The sequence below is a fragment of the Bradyrhizobium sp. USDA 3315 genome (genome assembly GCF_054056795.1).
The window spans coordinates 1,539,648-1,556,822 of sequence record NZ_JBSRYP010000001.1 but is presented as its reverse complement, the minus strand read 5'-3'; the positions used below and the strand labels follow the sequence as shown (position 1 = coordinate 1,556,822).

Annotated in this window: 13 protein-coding genes and 1 pseudogene; 11 read left to right on the top strand and 3 right to left on the bottom strand. The window is 65.6% G+C overall.

Annotated elements, in window-relative coordinates; translation table 11 throughout:
- Positions 1 to 186: 186 nt before the first annotated feature.
- Positions 187 to 2,979, bottom strand: coding sequence for a [protein-PII] uridylyltransferase (locus ACVIYL_RS07200; RefSeq protein ID WP_456778102.1), 2,793 nt, complete (start codon positions 2,977 to 2,979; stop codon positions 187 to 189).
- A 199-nt stretch (positions 2,980 to 3,178) separates the two neighbouring features.
- Between ACVIYL_RS07200 and ACVIYL_RS07195 the strand changes: the two genes are divergently transcribed.
- The 6 genes from ACVIYL_RS07195 (at position 3,179) to ACVIYL_RS07170 (ending at position 8,366) form a co-directional block, all read left to right on the top strand.
- Complete coding sequence (locus ACVIYL_RS07195) at positions 3,179 to 4,153, top strand: aliphatic sulfonate ABC transporter substrate-binding protein (RefSeq protein WP_057015402.1); 975 nt, start codon at positions 3,179 to 3,181, stop codon at positions 4,151 to 4,153.
- A gap of 98 nt (positions 4,154 to 4,251) precedes the next feature.
- A protein-coding gene (locus ACVIYL_RS07190; protein ID WP_256558577.1) for an IS5 family transposase occupies positions 4,252 to 5,009 on the top strand; the annotation gives its coding sequence in 2 pieces (ribosomal slippage) (positions 4,252 to 4,588 and positions 4,588 to 5,009; 759 coding nt in all).
- 216 nt (positions 5,010 to 5,225) lie between these two features.
- Positions 5,226 to 6,059 carry an ABC transporter permease gene (locus ACVIYL_RS07185; protein WP_456781792.1) on the top strand — a complete coding sequence of 278 codons (834 nt, stop codon included), beginning with the start codon at positions 5,226 to 5,228 and terminating at the stop codon, positions 6,057 to 6,059.
- On the top strand, positions 6,059 to 6,844 hold the full coding sequence (locus tag ACVIYL_RS07180) for an ABC transporter ATP-binding protein (protein ID WP_456778101.1): 786 nt from the start codon (positions 6,059 to 6,061) through the stop codon (positions 6,842 to 6,844). The genes ACVIYL_RS07185 and ACVIYL_RS07180 overlap by 1 nt, the downstream gene beginning before the upstream one ends.
- A 56-nt stretch (positions 6,845 to 6,900) precedes the next feature.
- A complete protein-coding gene (locus tag ACVIYL_RS07175; RefSeq protein ID WP_456778100.1) occupies positions 6,901 to 7,410 on the top strand; it encodes an OsmC family protein in 510 nt (169 codons plus the stop codon).
- 158 nt (positions 7,411 to 7,568) lie between these two features.
- On the top strand, positions 7,569 to 8,366 hold the full coding sequence (locus tag ACVIYL_RS07170; RefSeq protein WP_225647055.1) for a hypothetical protein: 798 nt from the start codon (positions 7,569 to 7,571) through the stop codon (positions 8,364 to 8,366).
- Positions 8,367 to 8,458: 92 nt separating this feature from the next.
- Here ACVIYL_RS07170 and mutS read toward each other — a convergent pair whose 3' ends face one another.
- On the bottom strand, positions 8,459 to 11,188 hold the full coding sequence (mutS, locus tag ACVIYL_RS07165; protein WP_456778099.1) for a DNA mismatch repair protein MutS: 2,730 nt from the start codon (positions 11,186 to 11,188) through the stop codon (positions 8,459 to 8,461).
- Between the two features lie 213 nt (positions 11,189 to 11,401).
- Here mutS and pcaF point away from each other — a divergent pair.
- The 3 genes and pseudogenes from pcaF (at position 11,402) to pcaG (ending at position 14,021) form a co-directional block, all read left to right on the top strand.
- Positions 11,402 to 12,611 (top strand): annotated as a pseudogene (gene pcaF, locus ACVIYL_RS07160) (3-oxoadipyl-CoA thiolase).
- A gap of 105 nt (positions 12,612 to 12,716) precedes the next feature.
- Positions 12,717 to 13,418, top strand: a complete 702-nt coding sequence (pcaH, locus tag ACVIYL_RS07155) for a protocatechuate 3,4-dioxygenase subunit beta (protein ID WP_456778098.1) — start codon at positions 12,717 to 12,719, stop codon at positions 13,416 to 13,418.
- Positions 13,419 to 14,021, top strand: a complete 603-nt coding sequence (gene pcaG, locus ACVIYL_RS07150; RefSeq protein WP_456778097.1) for a protocatechuate 3,4-dioxygenase subunit alpha — start codon at positions 13,419 to 13,421, stop codon at positions 14,019 to 14,021.
- A gap of 8 nt (positions 14,022 to 14,029) precedes the next feature.
- On the opposite strand, the gene ACVIYL_RS07145 is transcribed toward pcaG, so the two are convergent.
- Complete coding sequence (locus ACVIYL_RS07145; protein WP_456778096.1) at positions 14,030 to 15,007, bottom strand: LysR family transcriptional regulator; 978 nt, start codon at positions 15,005 to 15,007, stop codon at positions 14,030 to 14,032.
- A gap of 232 nt (positions 15,008 to 15,239) precedes the next feature.
- Between ACVIYL_RS07145 and ACVIYL_RS07140 the strand changes: the two genes are divergently transcribed.
- Both ACVIYL_RS07140 and ACVIYL_RS07135 read left to right on the top strand, forming a co-directional pair.
- On the top strand, positions 15,240 to 16,469 hold the full coding sequence (locus ACVIYL_RS07140) for an ABC transporter substrate-binding protein (RefSeq protein WP_375166759.1): 1,230 nt from the start codon (positions 15,240 to 15,242) through the stop codon (positions 16,467 to 16,469).
- Positions 16,445 to 17,173: a nitroreductase gene (locus ACVIYL_RS07135; protein WP_456778095.1), complete on the top strand. Its 729-nt coding sequence runs from the start codon at positions 16,445 to 16,447 to the stop codon at positions 17,171 to 17,173. The genes ACVIYL_RS07140 and ACVIYL_RS07135 overlap by 25 nt, the downstream gene beginning before the upstream one ends.
- Positions 17,174 to 17,175: the final 2 nt, after the last annotated feature.

Sequence of the window (17,175 nt, the reverse complement as noted above, 5' to 3'; positions counted from 1 at the left end):
GCGCAAAGGCTTCGCCTTTGTCGCTGGAGGAGCGCGGAACGCGCGTCTCGAAGGATCGACGGCCCGGCCGCTTCCGCATACTTCCACTCTCTTGGGGAAGGAACGTGGCCGTCGATCCTTCGAGACGGCCGCTGCGCGGCCTCCTCAGGATGACGGGACAGGCGTGTACGCTTCTTACGATTCGATCTACGCCGCCGGCTTTGCCGCCTGGTCCTCGCTCGCCAGCAGATGCAGCAGCGCGCTCTTGATCGCGGCCTGCCGGGTCGGCGCCGTGATCTGGGCGCCGAGCAGGTCGGTGACATAGAACACGTCGCGGGCGCGTTCGCCGAAGGTCGCGACATGCGCCGAGGCGATGTTGAGGTTGAGCTTCGAGATCGCGGTGGTGAGCTGGTAGAGCAGGCCGGGCCGGTCGAGGCCGGAGACCTCGATCACGGTGTAGCGGTCGGACCACTGGTTGTTGATGGTCACCTCGGGCTCGACGATGAACGGCCGCGCCTTGCTGCGGACGGTGCGCTTGGCAACCGCCTCGGGCAGCCGCAGCTTGCCTTCCAGCACGTGCTCGATCATCTCGCCGATTCTGGTGGCGCGGCGGCCCTCGTCCTCGTCGCGGTCGTATTCGCGTGAGATCGAGATGGTGTCGAGCGCGCGGCCGTCGGTCGTGGTGTAGATCTGGGCGTCGACGATGTTGGCGCCGGCCGACGCGCAGGCACCCGCGATGATCGACAGCAGCCACGGATGGTCGGTCGCCAGGATCGTCAGCTCGGTGACGGCGCGGACCTCGTCGAAGCCGACATTGATCGCAAGCTTGTGGCCGGCCTGCTCGCTGGCGCGGATGAAGCGGGCCTGGCGGATCTTGCGCGCCAGCTCGACCTTGAGCCAGTAGGCCGGATAGTGCCGGCCGATATAGGCGTTGAGCTCCGCCTCCGGCCATTCGGTGAAGGCGCGGCGGAATTCGGCTTGCGCCACCGCGATGCGCTGGGCGCGGTTGACCTCGGAGAAGCCGCCGGTCAGCACCGGCTCGGTCTCGTAATACAGCGTGCGCAACAGCTGCGCCTTCCAGCCGTTCCAAACGCCCGGGCCGACGCCGCGGATGTCGGCCGTGGTCAGGATCGTGAGCAGCTTCATCTGCTCGACCGACTGGACCACGGCGGCGAAATTCTCGATGGTCTTGCGGTCCGACAGGTCGCGCGATTGCGCCACCGTCGACATCGTCAAATGCTCCTCGATCAGCCACGCCACCAGCTCGGTGTCGGCCGCCGAGAAGCCGAGCCGCGGGCACAGCCGCCGCGCCACCTTGGCGCCGGCGATCGAATGATCCTCAGGTCGGCCCTTGGCGATGTCGTGCAGCAGCGTCGCGATATAGATCACCGGGCGGTGCTCGGGGCGGATCTTGCGAAACAGGTCGCTGGCGACCGTGAACTCCTCGTTGCCGCCGCGCTCGATGTCCTGCAGGAAGCCGATGCAGCGGAGCAGATGCTCGTCCACCGTGTAGTGGTGGTACATGTTGAACTGCATCATCGACACGATCTTGCCGAAGGCGCGGATGAAGTGGCCGAGCACGCCGGTCTCGTTCATCCGCCGCAGCACGATCTCCGCATTGTCGGAGGTCAGGATCTCCATGAACAGGCGGTTGGCTTCGTCGTTCTCGCGCAGCTGGGTGTTGATCAGCTTGAGCGAGCGCGTCACCGTGCGCATCGCATCGGGATGGAAGGCAAGGTTGTTCTGCTGCGCGAGGCGGAAGATCCGGATCAGATTGACCGGATCGTGCTTGAACACGTCGGGCGCGGCGAGGTTGATGCGGTTGTTGTCGACGATGAAGTCGTCGCTGCCGTTAACCCGCCGCCGCTTGGTGCCGGGCCGCAGCCGCGCCACCATCCGGCTCAGCACAGGCGCCGGCTTGTTGTGCTCTTCCTCGAGCTTGGCGCACAGGATCGCGGTGAGGTCGCCGACGTCTTTCGCGATCAGGAAGTAGTGCTTCATGAAGCGCTCGACGTCCTGCATGCCGGGATGCGAGGTGTAGCCGAGGCGGACTGCGATTTCGCGCTGCATGTCGAATGACAGCCGTTCCTCGGCGCGTCCGGCGAAGAAGTGCAGATTGCAGCGCACCGACCACAGGAAGTCAGCGCAGCGGCGGAAGGTGCGGTATTCCTGCGCGTCGAACACGCCGCGTTCCAGCAGCTCGTCGGTCTCGCGCACGCGGTAGACGTATTTGGCGATCCAGAACAGCGTGTGCAGGTCGCGCAGCCCGCCCTTGCCGTCCTTGACGTTGGGCTCGACCAGATAGCGCGACTGGCCGGCGCGGCGATGCCGCTCCTCGCGCTCGGCAAGCTTGGCGGTGACGAATTCCGACGCGGTGCCCTGCACCACGTCCTTGTCGAAGCGCTCGACCAGCTCGTCATAAAGCGGCTGGTCGCCGGTCAGGAACCTGGTCTCCAGGATCGCGGTGCGGATCGTCATGTCGCCGCGGGCCTGACGGATCGATTCATCGACCGAGCGGGTGGCGTGGCCGACCTTCAGCCCCATGTCCCAGAGGCAATAGAGAATGGCTTCGGCGACCTGTTCGCCCCAGGCGGTCTGCTTGTAGGGCAGGATGAACAACAGATCGATGTCGGACTCCGGCGCCATCAGCCCGCGGCCATAGCCGCCGGTCGCCACCACGGCCATGCGCTCGGCGCCCGAGGGGATCGGCGAGTGATAGAGGTGGCGGGTCGCCGCCGCATAGAGGATGCGGATGATCTCGTCCTGCACGAAGCAGAGCCGTTCGGCGCAGCGCCGGCCGTGACGGTCCTTAAGCAGCAGCGCCTGCGCCGTAGCGCGCGCCGCGATCAGCTCGGCCTTGAGCAGCTGCGCCATCGCGGCGCGGAACTGGTCCTCGCGGCCGGCATGCCGTTCGGCAAGCGCATTCACCGCCGCGGTGATCCGCTCGGTCTCGAAACGATCATCCGCTTCAGGGCGGGCCTCGGCTACGACGCTGTCCATAGGTTCATCCGATATCGGACGGAGCCGTTGCTGTCACTGACCAAAGTATAACGACAGCAGCTCCATGCTTTCATGGCGGCGCTTCGAGCAAGATCGTTCTCGCGCCATCCCGTAAAGGGTAGAGATTTTCTCGTTGACCGCAAGGCTAACTCATTGAAATAAAAGATTGTTTCTTAAAACTGATCGAGGGGGTCGACGAATGCAAAAATTTTCCCGGCGCACGTTCGCTGCGCTGCTCGCGGTCTCGACCTTGCTGCCCGGCGCGGCGCGCGCCGCCGACGCGCTGAAGGAGATCCGGATCGACTGGGCGACCTACAATCCGGTGTCGATGGTCCTGAAGCAGAAGGGCCTCCTGGAAAAGGAATTCGCCAAGGACGGCATCAGCATCGTCTGGGTGCAGTCGGCCGGCTCCAACAAGGCGCTCGAATTCCTCAACGCCGGTTCGATCGATCTCGGCTCGACCGCGGGTTCGGCGGCGCTGGTCGCGAAGATCAACGGCAACCCGATCAAGTCGATCTATGTCTATTCGCGTCCCGAATGGACCGCACTGGTCACGACCAAGGATTCCAGGATCGCGTCCGTCGCTGACCTCAAGGGCAAGCGCGTCGCGGTGACGCGTGGCACCGATCCGCACATCTTCCTGGTTCGTGCGCTGCTCGGCGCCGGCCTCACCGAAAAGGACATCACGCCGGTGCTGTTGCAGCACGCCGACGGCAAGACCGCGCTGATCCGCGGCGACGTCGACGCCTGGGCCGGTCTCGATCCGATGATGGCGCAGGCGGAGGTCGAGGACGGTGCAAAGCTGTTCTACCGCAAGGCGGAAGCCAACACCTGGGGCATCCTCAATGTGCGCGAGGAGTTCCTGAAGGCGCATCCGGATATCGTCCGCCGCGTGCTCGCGACGTACGAGGAAGCGCGGAAATATTCGCTGGCCAACTATGACGAGCTGAAGAAGACCTTCATCGCCGTCACCAAGCTGCCGGACGCCGTGGTCGACAAGCAGCTCAAGGAGCGCACCGAGCTGACCCACAGCCGGATCGGCAGTGCCCAGCGCGAATCGATCCTCGCCGCCGGCCTCGCCTTGCAGCAGGCGGGCGTGATCGACGCCAAGACCGACGTCAAGGCCGCGCTGGATTCCTTGGTCGACGATCAGGTCCCGCTGCCCACCAACTAACCGCTGTCGTTAAACTAGGACCAATCCACATTCAGGATTCCCATAGCTGAATGATGCTGAATCAATGCGTTCCGGACGTTTTGATTCGGAGCGTGCTGATGGGTGTGAAGCGCTATGAGCTAAGTGATGCGCAATGGGCTCGGATTGCGCCTCTGCTGCCAGGCAAGGTGGGCGATCCCGGCCGCAGCGGTGTCGACAATCGCCTGTTCGTGAACGGGGTTTTGTGGGTTCTGCGGTCCGGCGCCTACTGGCAGCACCTGCCGGAGCGCTACGGCAAGTGGAAGAGCGTACACGCGCGTTTCACCCGCTGGGCCAAGGCTGGCGTTTGGGAGAAGGTGTTTGCCGAGCTGATCAAGGATCGCGACAACAAATACCTGATGCTCGACACCACTCTGGTTCGTGTCCACCAGCAGGCTGCGAGCGGAAAAGGGGGGCCAAAACTCAGGAACTGGGGCGTTCCCGAGGTGGTTTGACCACCAAGATCCACATGCTCTGCGACAGCCTCGGTCGGCCGCTGCGCTTCATGCTCACCGCCGGACAACGACACGACAACCTCACCGCAAAAGCCCTGCTCGAAGGCTTCAAGGCCGAGGCCGTGTTGGCCGATAAGGCCTACGACAACAATGATCTACGCACGACCATCGCGGACATGAACGCCGAAGCGGTAATCCCCTCAACCCGCTCTCGTAAGATCCCCATCCCGCATGACGAGACGATCTACAAGCTACGCAACCGCATCGAGCGTTGCTTCAACAAGCTCAAACACTTCCGCCGCTTTGCCACGCGATATGACCGACGAGCAGACTACTTCCTCGCATTCGTCCACCTCGCCGCAATCTGCATTTGGCTCCGCTGAATGTGGATTCGTCCTAACCTTCGTCGTCCCGGGCAAGCGAAGCGCGACCCGGGACCCATAACCACAGGGCTTTATTGTTGAACAAGGCTGTGGCCCCAGCTCGCTTGATTACCACGCCCTGTGGTTATGGGTCCCGGCCTTCGCCGGGACGACGTGGATGGAGTTAGGCGCGCTCCGCCTTGCAATCCCGCCGGAAGAATAGTTGTTGCTATGGCCATGACCGTTGACCTGCCCGCGCTGGAACAGACGGCCCCGCCCGGTGCACCTGCGCAGTGGTCACGCTATGCGCGCCCGGTGCTCGGGCTCGTGCTGCCGATTGCGCTGGCGCTGGGCTGGGAACTCGTCGTCTCTCTCGGCTATTCCAACGGCCGCCTGGTGCCGCCTCCGTCAAAGGTGTTCGAGACCATCGTCGAGCTCGCCAAGAGCGGAGAGCTGTCGCGCCATATCCTCGCGACGCTGTGGCGCGTGGGCGCGGGCTTTGCGCTCGGTGTCGTCGCCGGGACCATCATGGGCGCGATCTCCGGCTATTGGGATTTCGCCAAGCGGCTGCTCGATCCGACGGTGCAGGCGCTGCGCGCGATCCCCTCGCTCGCCTGGGTGCCGCTGTTCGTGCTCTGGCTCGGCATTTTCGAGACCTCGAAGGTCGCGCTGATCGCGGTCGGCGTGTTCTTTCCGATCTATCTCGGCGTGATGGGCGCAATCCTGTCGGTCGATCGCAAGATCGTCGAGGTCGGCCGCGTGTTCCGCCTGTCCGGACCGGCGATGATCCGCCGCATCCTGTTGCCCGCCGTGCTGCCGGCCTATGTGGTTGCGCTGCGGGTCGGGCTCGGTTTGGGGTGGATGTTCGTGGTCGCGGCCGAACTGATCGGCGCCTCCGAAGGCCTCGGCTACCTTCTGCTCGACGGCCAGCAGCTCGGCAAGCCGGCGCAGATCCTCGCCGCGATCGTGATCTTCGCGATCCTCGGCAAGCTCACCGACTGGCTGATCGAGGTCGCCGCCGCACCGCTGCTGCGCTGGCAGGACGCGTTCGGCGCGCGGGGAGGGCAGTGATGCTGGCTCTCAAGGACGTCGGCAAGACCTATCCGAACGGTGTCCACGCGCTGGAGCGGTTCTCGGCCGAGATTGCGCCCGGCGAGATCATCGCGATCATCGGCGGCTCGGGTTGCGGCAAGTCGACGCTGCTGCGCGCCATCGCCGGCCTCGACCGCGCCAGCACAGGCAGCGTGACGCTCGACAATGCGGTGATATCATCGCCGCACGCCAAGATCGGGATCATCTTCCAGGAGCCACGGCTGCTGCCCTGGCTCAGCGTCGCCGACAATATCGGCTTCGGCCTCGCCGGCCTTCCGGCCGAGGCGAGGCGCGCGCGCGTCGTGGCGGCGCTCGCCCGCGTCGGCCTTGCCGACAAGGCCGCGGCCTGGCCGCGCGAATTGTCCGGCGGCCAGGCGCAGCGGGTCGCGATAGCCCGCGCGCTGGTGCCGCAGCCCGAAGTGCTGCTGCTCGACGAGCCGTTCTCGGCGCTCGATGCCTTCACGCGGCGCGATCTGCAGGATCATCTGCTCGATCTGTGGACCGACACGCGGCCGACCCTGATCCTGGTCACCCACGACGTGGACGAGGCCGTGGTGCTCGCCGACCGCGTGCTGGTGATGCGGCCGCAGCCGGGCCGGCTGTTCGAGGAGATTACCATCAACCTGGCGCGGCCGCGCGACCGCAAATCGGAGCTGTTCGACACCTTCAAGCGCCGCGTGCTGACCGCGCTCGACCGCTCGCTCGACCGTTCGGTGCGGGACGTCACCGACAAATCCAGCGCCGGCGAGGCGATGTGGTGGTGACATCCGCTCGTTAAGGCCTTACATCGGCATAAAGAAGAATAGCCGGGAGCAGACCCATGGACTCCGCCGAACTCCGCGCAATGCAGGCTCCGATCAAGGAGCGCTACAAGACCGACCCCCAGGCCGCCGTGATCACGCTGAAGGCCAAGGGATCGATCGACAATGAGAGCATCGCCTGCAAGGTCGAGACTGGCCGTGCGCTCGCGATCGCCGGCCTCCACCCCGCTACCGGCGGCTCCGGGCTCGAGCTTTGCTCCGGCGACATGCTGCTGGAAGCGCTGGTCGCCTGCGCCGGCGTCACGCTGAAATCGGTCGCCACCGCGATCGACGTGCCGCTGAAGCCCGGCAATGTCTTCGCCGAGGGCGATCTCGATTTCCGCGGCACGCTCGGCGTCGACAAGGAGACCCCGGTCGGCTTCCGCGAGATCCGCCTCCGCTTCGAGATCGGCACCGACGCGCTGCAGGACAAGCTCGATCTCTTGCTGAAACTCACCGAGCGCTATTGCGTGGTCTATCAGACCATCAAGAACGGCCCGAAGGTTTCGGTGACGATGCAGCGGGTGTAGCCGCTTTCAACGGTGTCGTCCCGGCCTAGCGCGCGATTGCGCATGGAGCCGGGACCCATACGCCGTGTCTTCTCGATTCAAGCCCCGCTGTCCGACGGCTTTCGTTCCACACGAACAGTCGTGGTTATGGATCCCGGCCTTCGCCGGGATGACGAAGAATGTCCCCCGAACTCCACTTCGTCCTGATCCTCGTGCTGCGCATGGCGGTTGCGGCCGCATTCGTGGTCAGCGCGTCCATCATCACGGAGCGTTCGGGACCGGTGATCGGCGCGCTGATCGCAACCCTGCCGATCTCGGCCGGGCCGTCCTACACCTTCCTCGCGCTCGACCATGACGCGGCCTTCATCGCCGAGGGCGCGCTGGCGAGCCTGCCGGTCAACGCCGCCACGATCTATATGGGCCTGACCTACGCCGTGCTGGCGCAGCGCTTCAGCATGTGGATCAGCGCGGGCAGCGCGATCGCGGTGTGGCTGGTGCTCGCCACCATCATCCGCCAGTTCGAGTGGTCGCTCGCCGCCGGGCTGATCGTCAACGCCATCACCTTTGCGATCTGCATCCCGCTGCTGAGGCCCTATCGGCATGTCGCGAAAATGCCGCTGATCGCGCGGCGCTGGTACGACATTCCGCTGCGCGCCGCGCTGGTCGCAAGCCTGGTCGGCACCGTGGTTACAGCGTCAAGCTGGGTCGGCCCGCGCGTCACCGGCGTCATGGCGCTGTTTCCGATCGTGTTCTCCTCGATGATGCTGATCCTGCATCCGCGCATCGGCGGCCCCGCCACCGCCGCCGTGCTCGCCAACAGCGCCTGGGGCCTGATGGGCTTTGGCCTCGGGGTTGCGGTGCTGCACGTCGCGGTGCTGCAATTCGGCTCGCCGATCGGCCTCTGCTGCGCGCTCGCTACCTGCATCGTCTGGAATCTGGTGCTGTGGCAGCTCGGGCGGAGGAAAGTAAAACGTTGACGCCGTCATTCCGGGGCGATGCGAAGCATCGAACCCGGAATCTCGAGATTCCGGGTCTGGTCCTTCGGACCATCCCGGAATGACGACAGGAGCTACCCCTTCGGCAGCTTCGCCCTTAGCGCATACAGCGCATCCAGCGCCTCGCGCGGCGACATCTCGTCGGGATGCAGCGCCTTCACGGCCTCGACCAGCAGATCGGCCTCGCTCGGCGGTTTGTCCTCACTGGCGGCGCGGGAGGGGACGGCGAACAGCGGCAGATCGTCGACCAAGGCACGCGCGGTCTGGCCGCGGTCCTGGGCTTCGAGTTTTGCCAGCACCGATTTGGCGCGCGTGATCACGGCCGGCGGCAGGCCGGCGAGTTTTGCGACCTGGATGCCGTAGGAGCGGTCGGCCGAGCCCGGCAGCACCTCGTGCAGGAACACGACGTCGCCCTGCCACTCCTTGACCCGCACCGTGGCGTTGAACATCCGCGGCAGTTTCGCCGAGAGCGCGGTCAGCTCGTGATAATGCGTCGCGAACAGCGTGCGGCAGCGGTTGCTCTCATGCAGATGCTCGATCGCGGCCCAGGCTATCGACAGCCCGTCGAACGTCGCGGTGCCGCGGCCGATCTCGTCGAGGATCACCAGCGACCGTTCGCTGGCCTGGTTCAGGATCACCGCGGTCTCGACCATCTCGACCATGAAGGTCGAGCGTCCGCGCGCCAGGTCGTCGGCGGCGCCGACGCGCGAGAACAGCCGGTCGACGATGCCGAGCCGCGCCCGCGACGCCGGCACGTAAGAGCCGATCTGTGCCAAGAGCGCGATCAGCGCATTCTGGCGCAGGAAGGTCGACTTGCCGGCCATGTTCGGACCGGTGATCAGCCAGAGCTGACCGGATTTCTGGCCCGGCGCCGGCGACAGGTCGCAGGCATTGGCGATAAACGGCTGGCCGTCGCGCTTCAGTGCCTGCTCGACCACCGGATGCCGTCCGCCCTCGATCGCAAAGCCGAGCGAGCCGTCGACATCGGGCCGCACGTAATTGTCGTCGATCGCAAGTTTGGCCAATGACGTCGCGACGTCGAGCATCGCAAAGGCATGCGCGGCGTTGCGCAGATCATCGCTCGCCGCGAGCGCCATCGCGCTCAGGCGTTCGAAGATCTCGAGCTCGAGATTGAGCGCGCGCTCGCCGGCATTGGCGATCTTGGCTTCGGTCTCGCCGAGCTCTGCGGTGGTGAAGCGGACCTGCCCGGCCAGCGTCTGGCGATGGATGAAGGTTGCATTCAGCGGCGGCGCGAACAGCTTGTCGCCGTGCTGCGCGGTGACCTCGACGAAATAGCCGAGCACGTTGTTGTGCCGGATCTTCAGCGTCTTGATGCCGGTATCCTCGGCATAACGCGCCTGCATCGCGGCGACGACGAGGCGCGAGGCGTCGCGCAAATTGCGGCTTTCGTCGAGCGCGGCCTCATAACCCTCGCGGACGAAACCGCCGTCGCGCTTGATCAGCGGAAGCTGCTCGGAGAGTGCGCGGGAGAATTCCTGCGCCAGATCGCGCGAGGGGCGCTGTAGCGCCGCCATCACGGTCGAAACCTCGGCCGGCGGATTGGACAGCTGCGCCAGCAGCTCCAGCGCCTGGTCGGCGGCGAGGATGCCGTCGCGCAGGCTGGCGAGGTCGCGCGGGCCGCCGCGGCCGACCGAGAGCCGCGCCAGCGCGCGCGACATGTCGGGCGCCGCGCGCAGCACGGTCCTGATGTCCTCGCGCGCCGCGGAATCCGCGACGAAGGCCGAGACGGCATCGAGCCGCCGCGCGATCACGGCAACGTCGGTCAGCGGCGCGGCAAGGCGCTGTGCCAGGAGGCGCGAGCCCGCCGCGGTGACGGTGCAGTCGATCGCATCGAGCAGCGAGCCGCGGCGCTCGCCGGCGAGCGTGCGCGTCAGTTCGAGATTGGCGCGGGTCGCCGGATCGATCGCCATCGTGGTGCCGGCGGCCTCGCGCGCCGGCGGCGACAGCGGCGGACGCTTGCCGACCTGGGTGCGGTCGATATAGGTGACGGCCGCGGCCGCGGCGGTCGCCTCCAGTCGCGACATCGCTGACAGGCCGTCCATGGTCGCGACCGCGAAATAGTCGCAGAGTCGCCGCTCGGCGGTGGCGCTGTCGAACACGTCGCGGGTCAGCGGCGTCACCGACGGCAGTTCGCGCAAGGTCGGCGCCAGCTCGCTGTCGCTGTAGAGCGCATCGGTGACGATGGCCTCGTTCGGATTGATGCGCGCCAGCGTCGCCGCGAGCTCCGCGGTCGCACACTCCGTCACCATGAATTCGGAGGTCGAAATGTCGATCCAGGCAAGGCCAAGACGATCCGCACCGGCCGAGCCGCGGGCGCGCGCGATCGCGATCAAGTAATTGTTGGTGCGGGCGTCGAGCAGGGTGTCTTCGGTCAGCGTGCCCGGCGTCACCAGCCGCACCACGCCGCGGCGGACCACGCTCTTGTTGCCGCGGGCTTTGGCCTCCGCGGGATTTTCCGTCTGCTCGCACACCGCGACACGATGGCCGGCGCCGATCAGGCGATGCAGGTAATCCTCGGAGCGTTCGACCGGAACGCCGCACATCGGGATGTCCATGCCCTGATGCTTGCCGCGCTTGGTCAGCACGATGCCGAGCGTCCGGGAGGCGATCTCCGCATCCTCGAAGAACAGTTCGTAGAAGTCGCCCATCCGGTAGAACAGCAGCAGGCCGGGATGGGCGGCCTTGATTTCCAGATACTGTTCCATCATCGGCGTGACGCGCGACGGCGCCTCGGCGGCAGGAGCGGGCTCGGGCGGAACGGGGATGGGCTGCTGGACTGTCATGAGGGGGCGGAAACTACAAAATTTCGTCGCGCGGTCCTATCCGCGAAGTCGGGGTTTTCCACCCTGTCCACGGCGCCAATTATGTCAGCCCTCACGGCAATGCGTGCGGGGCGCGCAGCCGCATCAATTGACCTGCCGCGGGCACGCTCCTAAAACCGATCTCAAGTTCCAGCAGATCCAGCGCCTAAGTCGCGGCATTCAGGGAGAGATTCAATGCGTGATGTGTTCATTTGCGATGCCGTCCGGACCCCGATCGGCCGTTTCGGCGGCTCGCTCGCCAAAGTACGCGCCGACGATCTCGCCGCGGCCCCGATCAAGGCGCTGATTGCCAAGCACCCGACGCTCAATTGGAACGAGGTCGACGAGGTCTATTTCGGCTGCGCCAACCAGGCCGGCGAGGACAACCGCAACGTCGCGCGCATGGCGCTGCTGCTCGCAGGCATGCCGGAGTCGGTTCCCGGCCAGACCCTGAACCGGCTCTGCGCCTCCGGCCTCGATGCAGTCGGCGCTGCGGGCCGCGCCATCCGCGCCGGCGAGATCGATTTCGCGATCGCGGGCGGCGTCGAATCGATGACGCGCGCGCCGTTCGTGATGGGCAAGGCCGCGGAAGCCTTCTCGCGTTCGTCCGAGATCTACGACACCACAATCGGCTGGCGCTTCATCAATCCGCTGATGAAGGCGCAGTACGGCGTCGATGCGATGCCGGAGACCGGCGAGAACGTCGCTGAGGAATTCCAGGTGTCGCGCGCCGATCAGGATGCGATGGCGATCCGCTCGCAGCAGCGTGCGGGCGCGGCGATTGCGTCGGGCTATTTCGCGCGAGGAGATTGTTCCGATCCAAGTGCCCGGCGGCAAGGCCGGCCCGATCACCGTCGACAAGGACGAGCATCCGCGTCCGGAGACCACGCTCGAAGGTCTCGCCAAGCTGAAGCCGATCGTGCGCAATCCGGGCACAGTGACCGCGGGCAACGCGTCCGGCGTCAATGACGGCGCCGCCGCGATGATCCTCGCTTCCGAAGCCGCGGTGAAGAAGCACGGCCTGACGCCGCGCGCAAAAATCCTCGGCCTTGCCTCGGCCGCGGTGCCGCCGCGCATCATGGGCATCGGTCCGGTGCCGGCAACGAAGAAGTTGGTCGAGCGCCTCGGCATCAAGGTGTCGGACTTCGACCTGATCGAGCTCAACGAGGCCTTCGCCTCGCAGGGTATCGCCTGCCTGCGCCAGCTCGGCGTCAAGGAAGACGCCGATTTCGTCAATCCGCATGGCGGCGCGATCGCGCTCGGCCATCCGCTCGGCATGAGCGGCGCGCGGCTGGTCTTGACCGCCGTGCACGGCATGGAGAAGCGGGGCGGGAAGCTTGCCTTGGCAACTATGTGCGTCGGAGTTGGTCAGGGCGTTGCGGTCGCGATCGAAAAACTTAATTAAGCCAATGGCTTGGAGGGGCTGAAAACAGCCCTTCCCCAATTTGGTTATGCATTATAATGATCTGACGTGAGCTCACCGGGCGCGTGGGCCGCGGAGGAATTCGCCATGACCTTGTTGTACCCGCTGCAATCGCTTGCGGCCCATCCGGCGCGGCTGTCGCCGGACTATCGTTCCGCCGTGAAGCGTTCGCCGCAGAAGCCGCTGATCCCGCTGCGGCACACGCTCTCGGAGCTGACCGGCCCGGTCTATGGTCATGAGACGGTGCGCGCGCACGACAACGACCTCACCATCCAGGCCAAGGGCGAGCCGCTCGGCGAGCGCATCATCGTGCACGGCTATGTGCTCGACGAGGACGGCCGTGGCGTGCCCAACACGCTGGTCGAGCTGTGGCAGGCCAATGCCTGCGGCCGCTACATTCATGTCGTCGATCAGCACCCGGCGCCGCTCGATCCCAACTTCACCGGCGCCGGCCGCACGCAGTCCGATGCCAAGGGCTATTACAAGTTCATCACCATCAAGCCCGGCGCCTATCCCTGGGGCAATCACCATAACGCCTGGCGGCCCGCGCATATCCACTTCTCGGTGTTCGGCCACTCGTTCGTCTCGCGGCTGGTGACCCAGATGTACTTCCCGGGCGATCCGCTGTTCCCGTTCGATCCGATCTTCAACTCGGTGACGGACGAGAAGGCGCGGGCGCGGATGATCTCGTCATTCGATCTCGAGAACACCAAGCCGGAATGGGCGCTGTGCTACCGCTTCGATATCGTGCTGCGCGGGCAGAGTGCCACGCCGATGGAGACCAGGTAAGTGTCGAACCCGCGTCCTGATGGAATCACGCCTTCGCAGACCGTCGGCCCCTATTTCAAGTATGGCCTGACGCCGAACGGCGAATATGAATGGAACGATGCCTTCACCAGCAACCTTCTGACGCCTGACGTCTCGGGCGAGCGCATCCGCGTCGAGGGCAAGGTCTATGACGGCGACGGCGCGGTGATCCCGGATTGCATGCTGGAGATCTGGCAGGCCGATAGCCAGGGCCGCTTCTCCGATCCGCAGGATGCGCGCGCGCTGCCCAATTCGAGCTTCAAGGGCTTTGGCCGCTGCGGCACCGACAAGAGCGGTGGCTACGCCTTCGACACCATCAAGCCGGGCGTGGTGCCGGATGCCGACGGCAAGCCGCAGGCGCCGCATATCGGGCTCGCGGTGTTCGCGCGCGGCATGCTGCTGCACCTCTACACAAGGATCTATTTCGACGACGAAGCCGGCAACGCCGGCGACTCCACGCTCGCACTGGTGCCGGCCGAACGCCGCGCGACGCTGATCGCCAAGCGCAAGGCCGGCGCGGGCAGCGTCTACACCTTCGACGTCCATCTGCAGGGCGACAACGAGACCGTGTTCTTCGACGTCTAGCCCGGCCGCTAGCCGCCGCGCCGCAGCTCTTCGGTGGCGCGCCGGAGCACCTCGTGAAGCCATTCGTGCGAAGGCTCGTCCTCGACGCGTTCGTGCCAGAGCAGCCGAACTTCCACGGGCGTCGTGGTGTAAGGCAGTTCATAGGTCGTAATCGCATGTGCCTGCTCGAGTGCACGCGCCAGCGGCCGCGGGACGATCGCAGCCAACTCGGAATCGATCAGCAGTGCGGGCAGGGCAAGGAAGTGCGGCAGCGAGACCGCGATCCGCGGCGGCCGGTCGCTCTCGGACAGCGCCCGTTCGAGCGCGGGGCGATCGTACATCTCCGAACGCCTGGCGAGTCCGCGCTCGGAGATGAAGCCGCCAATCGCGCCTTCCTGCTCGCCGCCAAAGGACACCACGACCAACGGCAAGGTCGCGAGCTTTGCCTTGTCGAGCCGGCCAAGCTTGCGCCTTTTGCCGACGATCAGCACATCATTATATTCGAACAGCAGCGCCGTGCGGAAACGGCTCGGCGGCGACGAGAACACGCCGATCGCGACGTCGATGCGGCCGAGGTCGATCTGCTCGGCAAGATCGATCCGCGTCACCGGCTTGATGGTGAGGTCGATCGCAGGAGCTTCCCGGCCCAGGATCTTCAGGAGCGGCGGCGCCAGCACCATCGTCGTGAAGTCGTTGGCGGCCAGCGTGAACGGCTTGGTGGAGGCTGCTGGAGCGAAGGTCGGCAGCTCGACCGCTGCCTCCAGCGATCGCAGCGCCTGGCGAACCTGCGGCGCCATCGTCAACGCGCGCGCGGTCGGCTGCATGCCGGTGGCCGTGCGCACGAACAGGTCGTCATCCAGCATCTCGCGCAGCCGCGCCAGAGAGTGGCTGACAGCGGATTGGCTCAGCGCGACCTTCTGGCTGGCCCGCAGCACGCTGCGCTCCTCCATGACGGCGTCGAATACCTTGAGCAGATTCAGATCCAGGGTCTTGAAGGAAACGGACACGTTGAGAGTCCCCGTCTATGGCAGATCGCTCGCCTCGGCAAAATTCCGCGATCGACGGCAGTTAAGGCCAGGCGTCTGGCGGATGCAACCGAGCGGATTCTCCACGAGCGTATAGCCGTGTCGTCACCACCTGCCATCTGAAGCCGGTTCAGGATCACTCTGCAAGACTTTCACTTCCGCAACGCGGCGTTCTGGCCAAGATTGCCGGCACCGGGTTGGGAGGAGAAAAGCGATGAAGGCCTGGGTGATGTTGGCCCGAAGTGGCGCGCGTAAATCAATCGGACTGGCGTTGATGCTGGTGGCGACGGCGACGTCGGCGATTGCACAGAACGAGCCGGTCAGGCTCGGCGTGCTGACCGACATGTCGTCGCTGTACGCTGACAATGGCGGCCAGGGCTCGGTGGTCGCGGCGCAAATGGCGGTGGACGATTTCAAGGGCAAGGTGCTCGGCCGCCCGATCGAGATCGTTGCCGGCGATCATCAGAACAAGGCGGATATCGGCTCGGCGATTGCCCGGCGCTGGCTGGAGAACGACAATGTCGAGGCCATTCTCGATGTCCCGAATTCCGCGGTCGCGCTGGCGGTGCAGGGCATCACGCGCGACAAGAAGAAGCTGTTTCTCGCTACCGGCGCGGCAACGTCCCGGCTGACCGGCGACGAGTGCTCGCCGACCGGCATCCACTGGACCTACGATACCTATGCGCTGTCGCAGGGGACGACGAGGGCGATTTCGCGCCTCGGCGCCAGGTCCTGGTTCTTTCTTTCGGCCGACTACTCGCTCGGTGCGCAGCTCGAGGCCGACAGCCGCAAGGTGATCGACACGACCGGCGGCAAGGTGGTCGGCGCCGTGAAACACCCGATCAACACGCCCGATTTCTCGTCCTTCCTGCTGCAGGCGCAGGCCTCCAGGGCCGACGTGATCGCGCTCGCCGACGCCGGCGGCGACTTTATCAACGCCGTGAAGCAGGCCGGCGAGTTCGGGGTGACGCGCGGGCAGAAGCTTGCCGGCCTGATCGTCTTCATCGCCGACATTCACAGCCTTGGGCTGCAGAGTGCGCAAGGCCTGATGCTGAGCTCGGCGTTCTACTGGGACCTCAACGACGAGACGCGGGCGTGGTCGAAGCGCTTCATCGAGAAGACGAAGAAGGTGCCCACCATGATCCACGCCGGCACCTATGGCGCGGTCATGCACTACCTCAAGGCGGTCGAAGCCGCCGGCACGCTCGATGGGCCGACTGTCGCCGCCAAGATGCGCGAATTGCCGGTGAACGATTTCATGACCCGCAACGGCAGGATCCGTCCCGACGGCCGGCTGGTCCGCGACATGTATCTGTTCCGCGTCAAGTCGCCGGCAGAGTCGAAATACCAGTTCGACTACTACCAGCTGCTGGCCACGATCCCGGGTGAAGAGGCCTTCAGACCGATGGAGGACGGCGGATGCTCGCTCGTGAAGAAGTCGTGATCGACCGGGACGCGGCGTGCGGCGTTGCGCGCAATCCGATCGACGAGGTGATCGCCGGCCGGCTGTCGTGCCGCGAGTTCTCCGGCAGTCCGGTCTCGCGAGCGACCGTCGAGCAGATCCTGCGCGTGGCGCGGTTCGCGCCGAGCGGCGCGAACATCCAGCCCTGGCACGTCTATGTGCTCGCCGGCGCCGCCAAGACCGAGGTGTCGGCTGCGCTTCTGCATGCGTATGAGAACGAGCCGAGCGAGCACGTCTCCGAATATCAGTACTACGCCAGCGCCTTCCCCGAACCGTATCTCGGCCGTCGCCAGGAGTTCGGGCGATTGTTCTATAACTCGCTCGGGATCGCGCAAAGCGACACTGCGGCGAGGAGCCGGCAGACCGCAAAGAACTTCGTGTTCTTCGGCGCGCCGGTTGGATTGATCGTCACCATCGATCGGCGTCTCGCGATGGGAAGCTGGCTCGATCTCGGCATGTTCATCCAGAACGTGATGCTGGCGGCGGTCGGACGCGGGCTGCAATCCTGTCCGCAGGAAACCTTCGCCAGATTCCACCGGATATTGCGTCCACTGTTGTCGATCCCCGCCGAGCAGATGGTGGCCTGCGGGATCTCGATGGGCCACCCCAGGGAGCGACCGCGCACGCGACTGATGCCGCGCGCGGAGGTGGAGGCATTCGCCTCCTTCAAGGGTTTCGAGGATTAGAC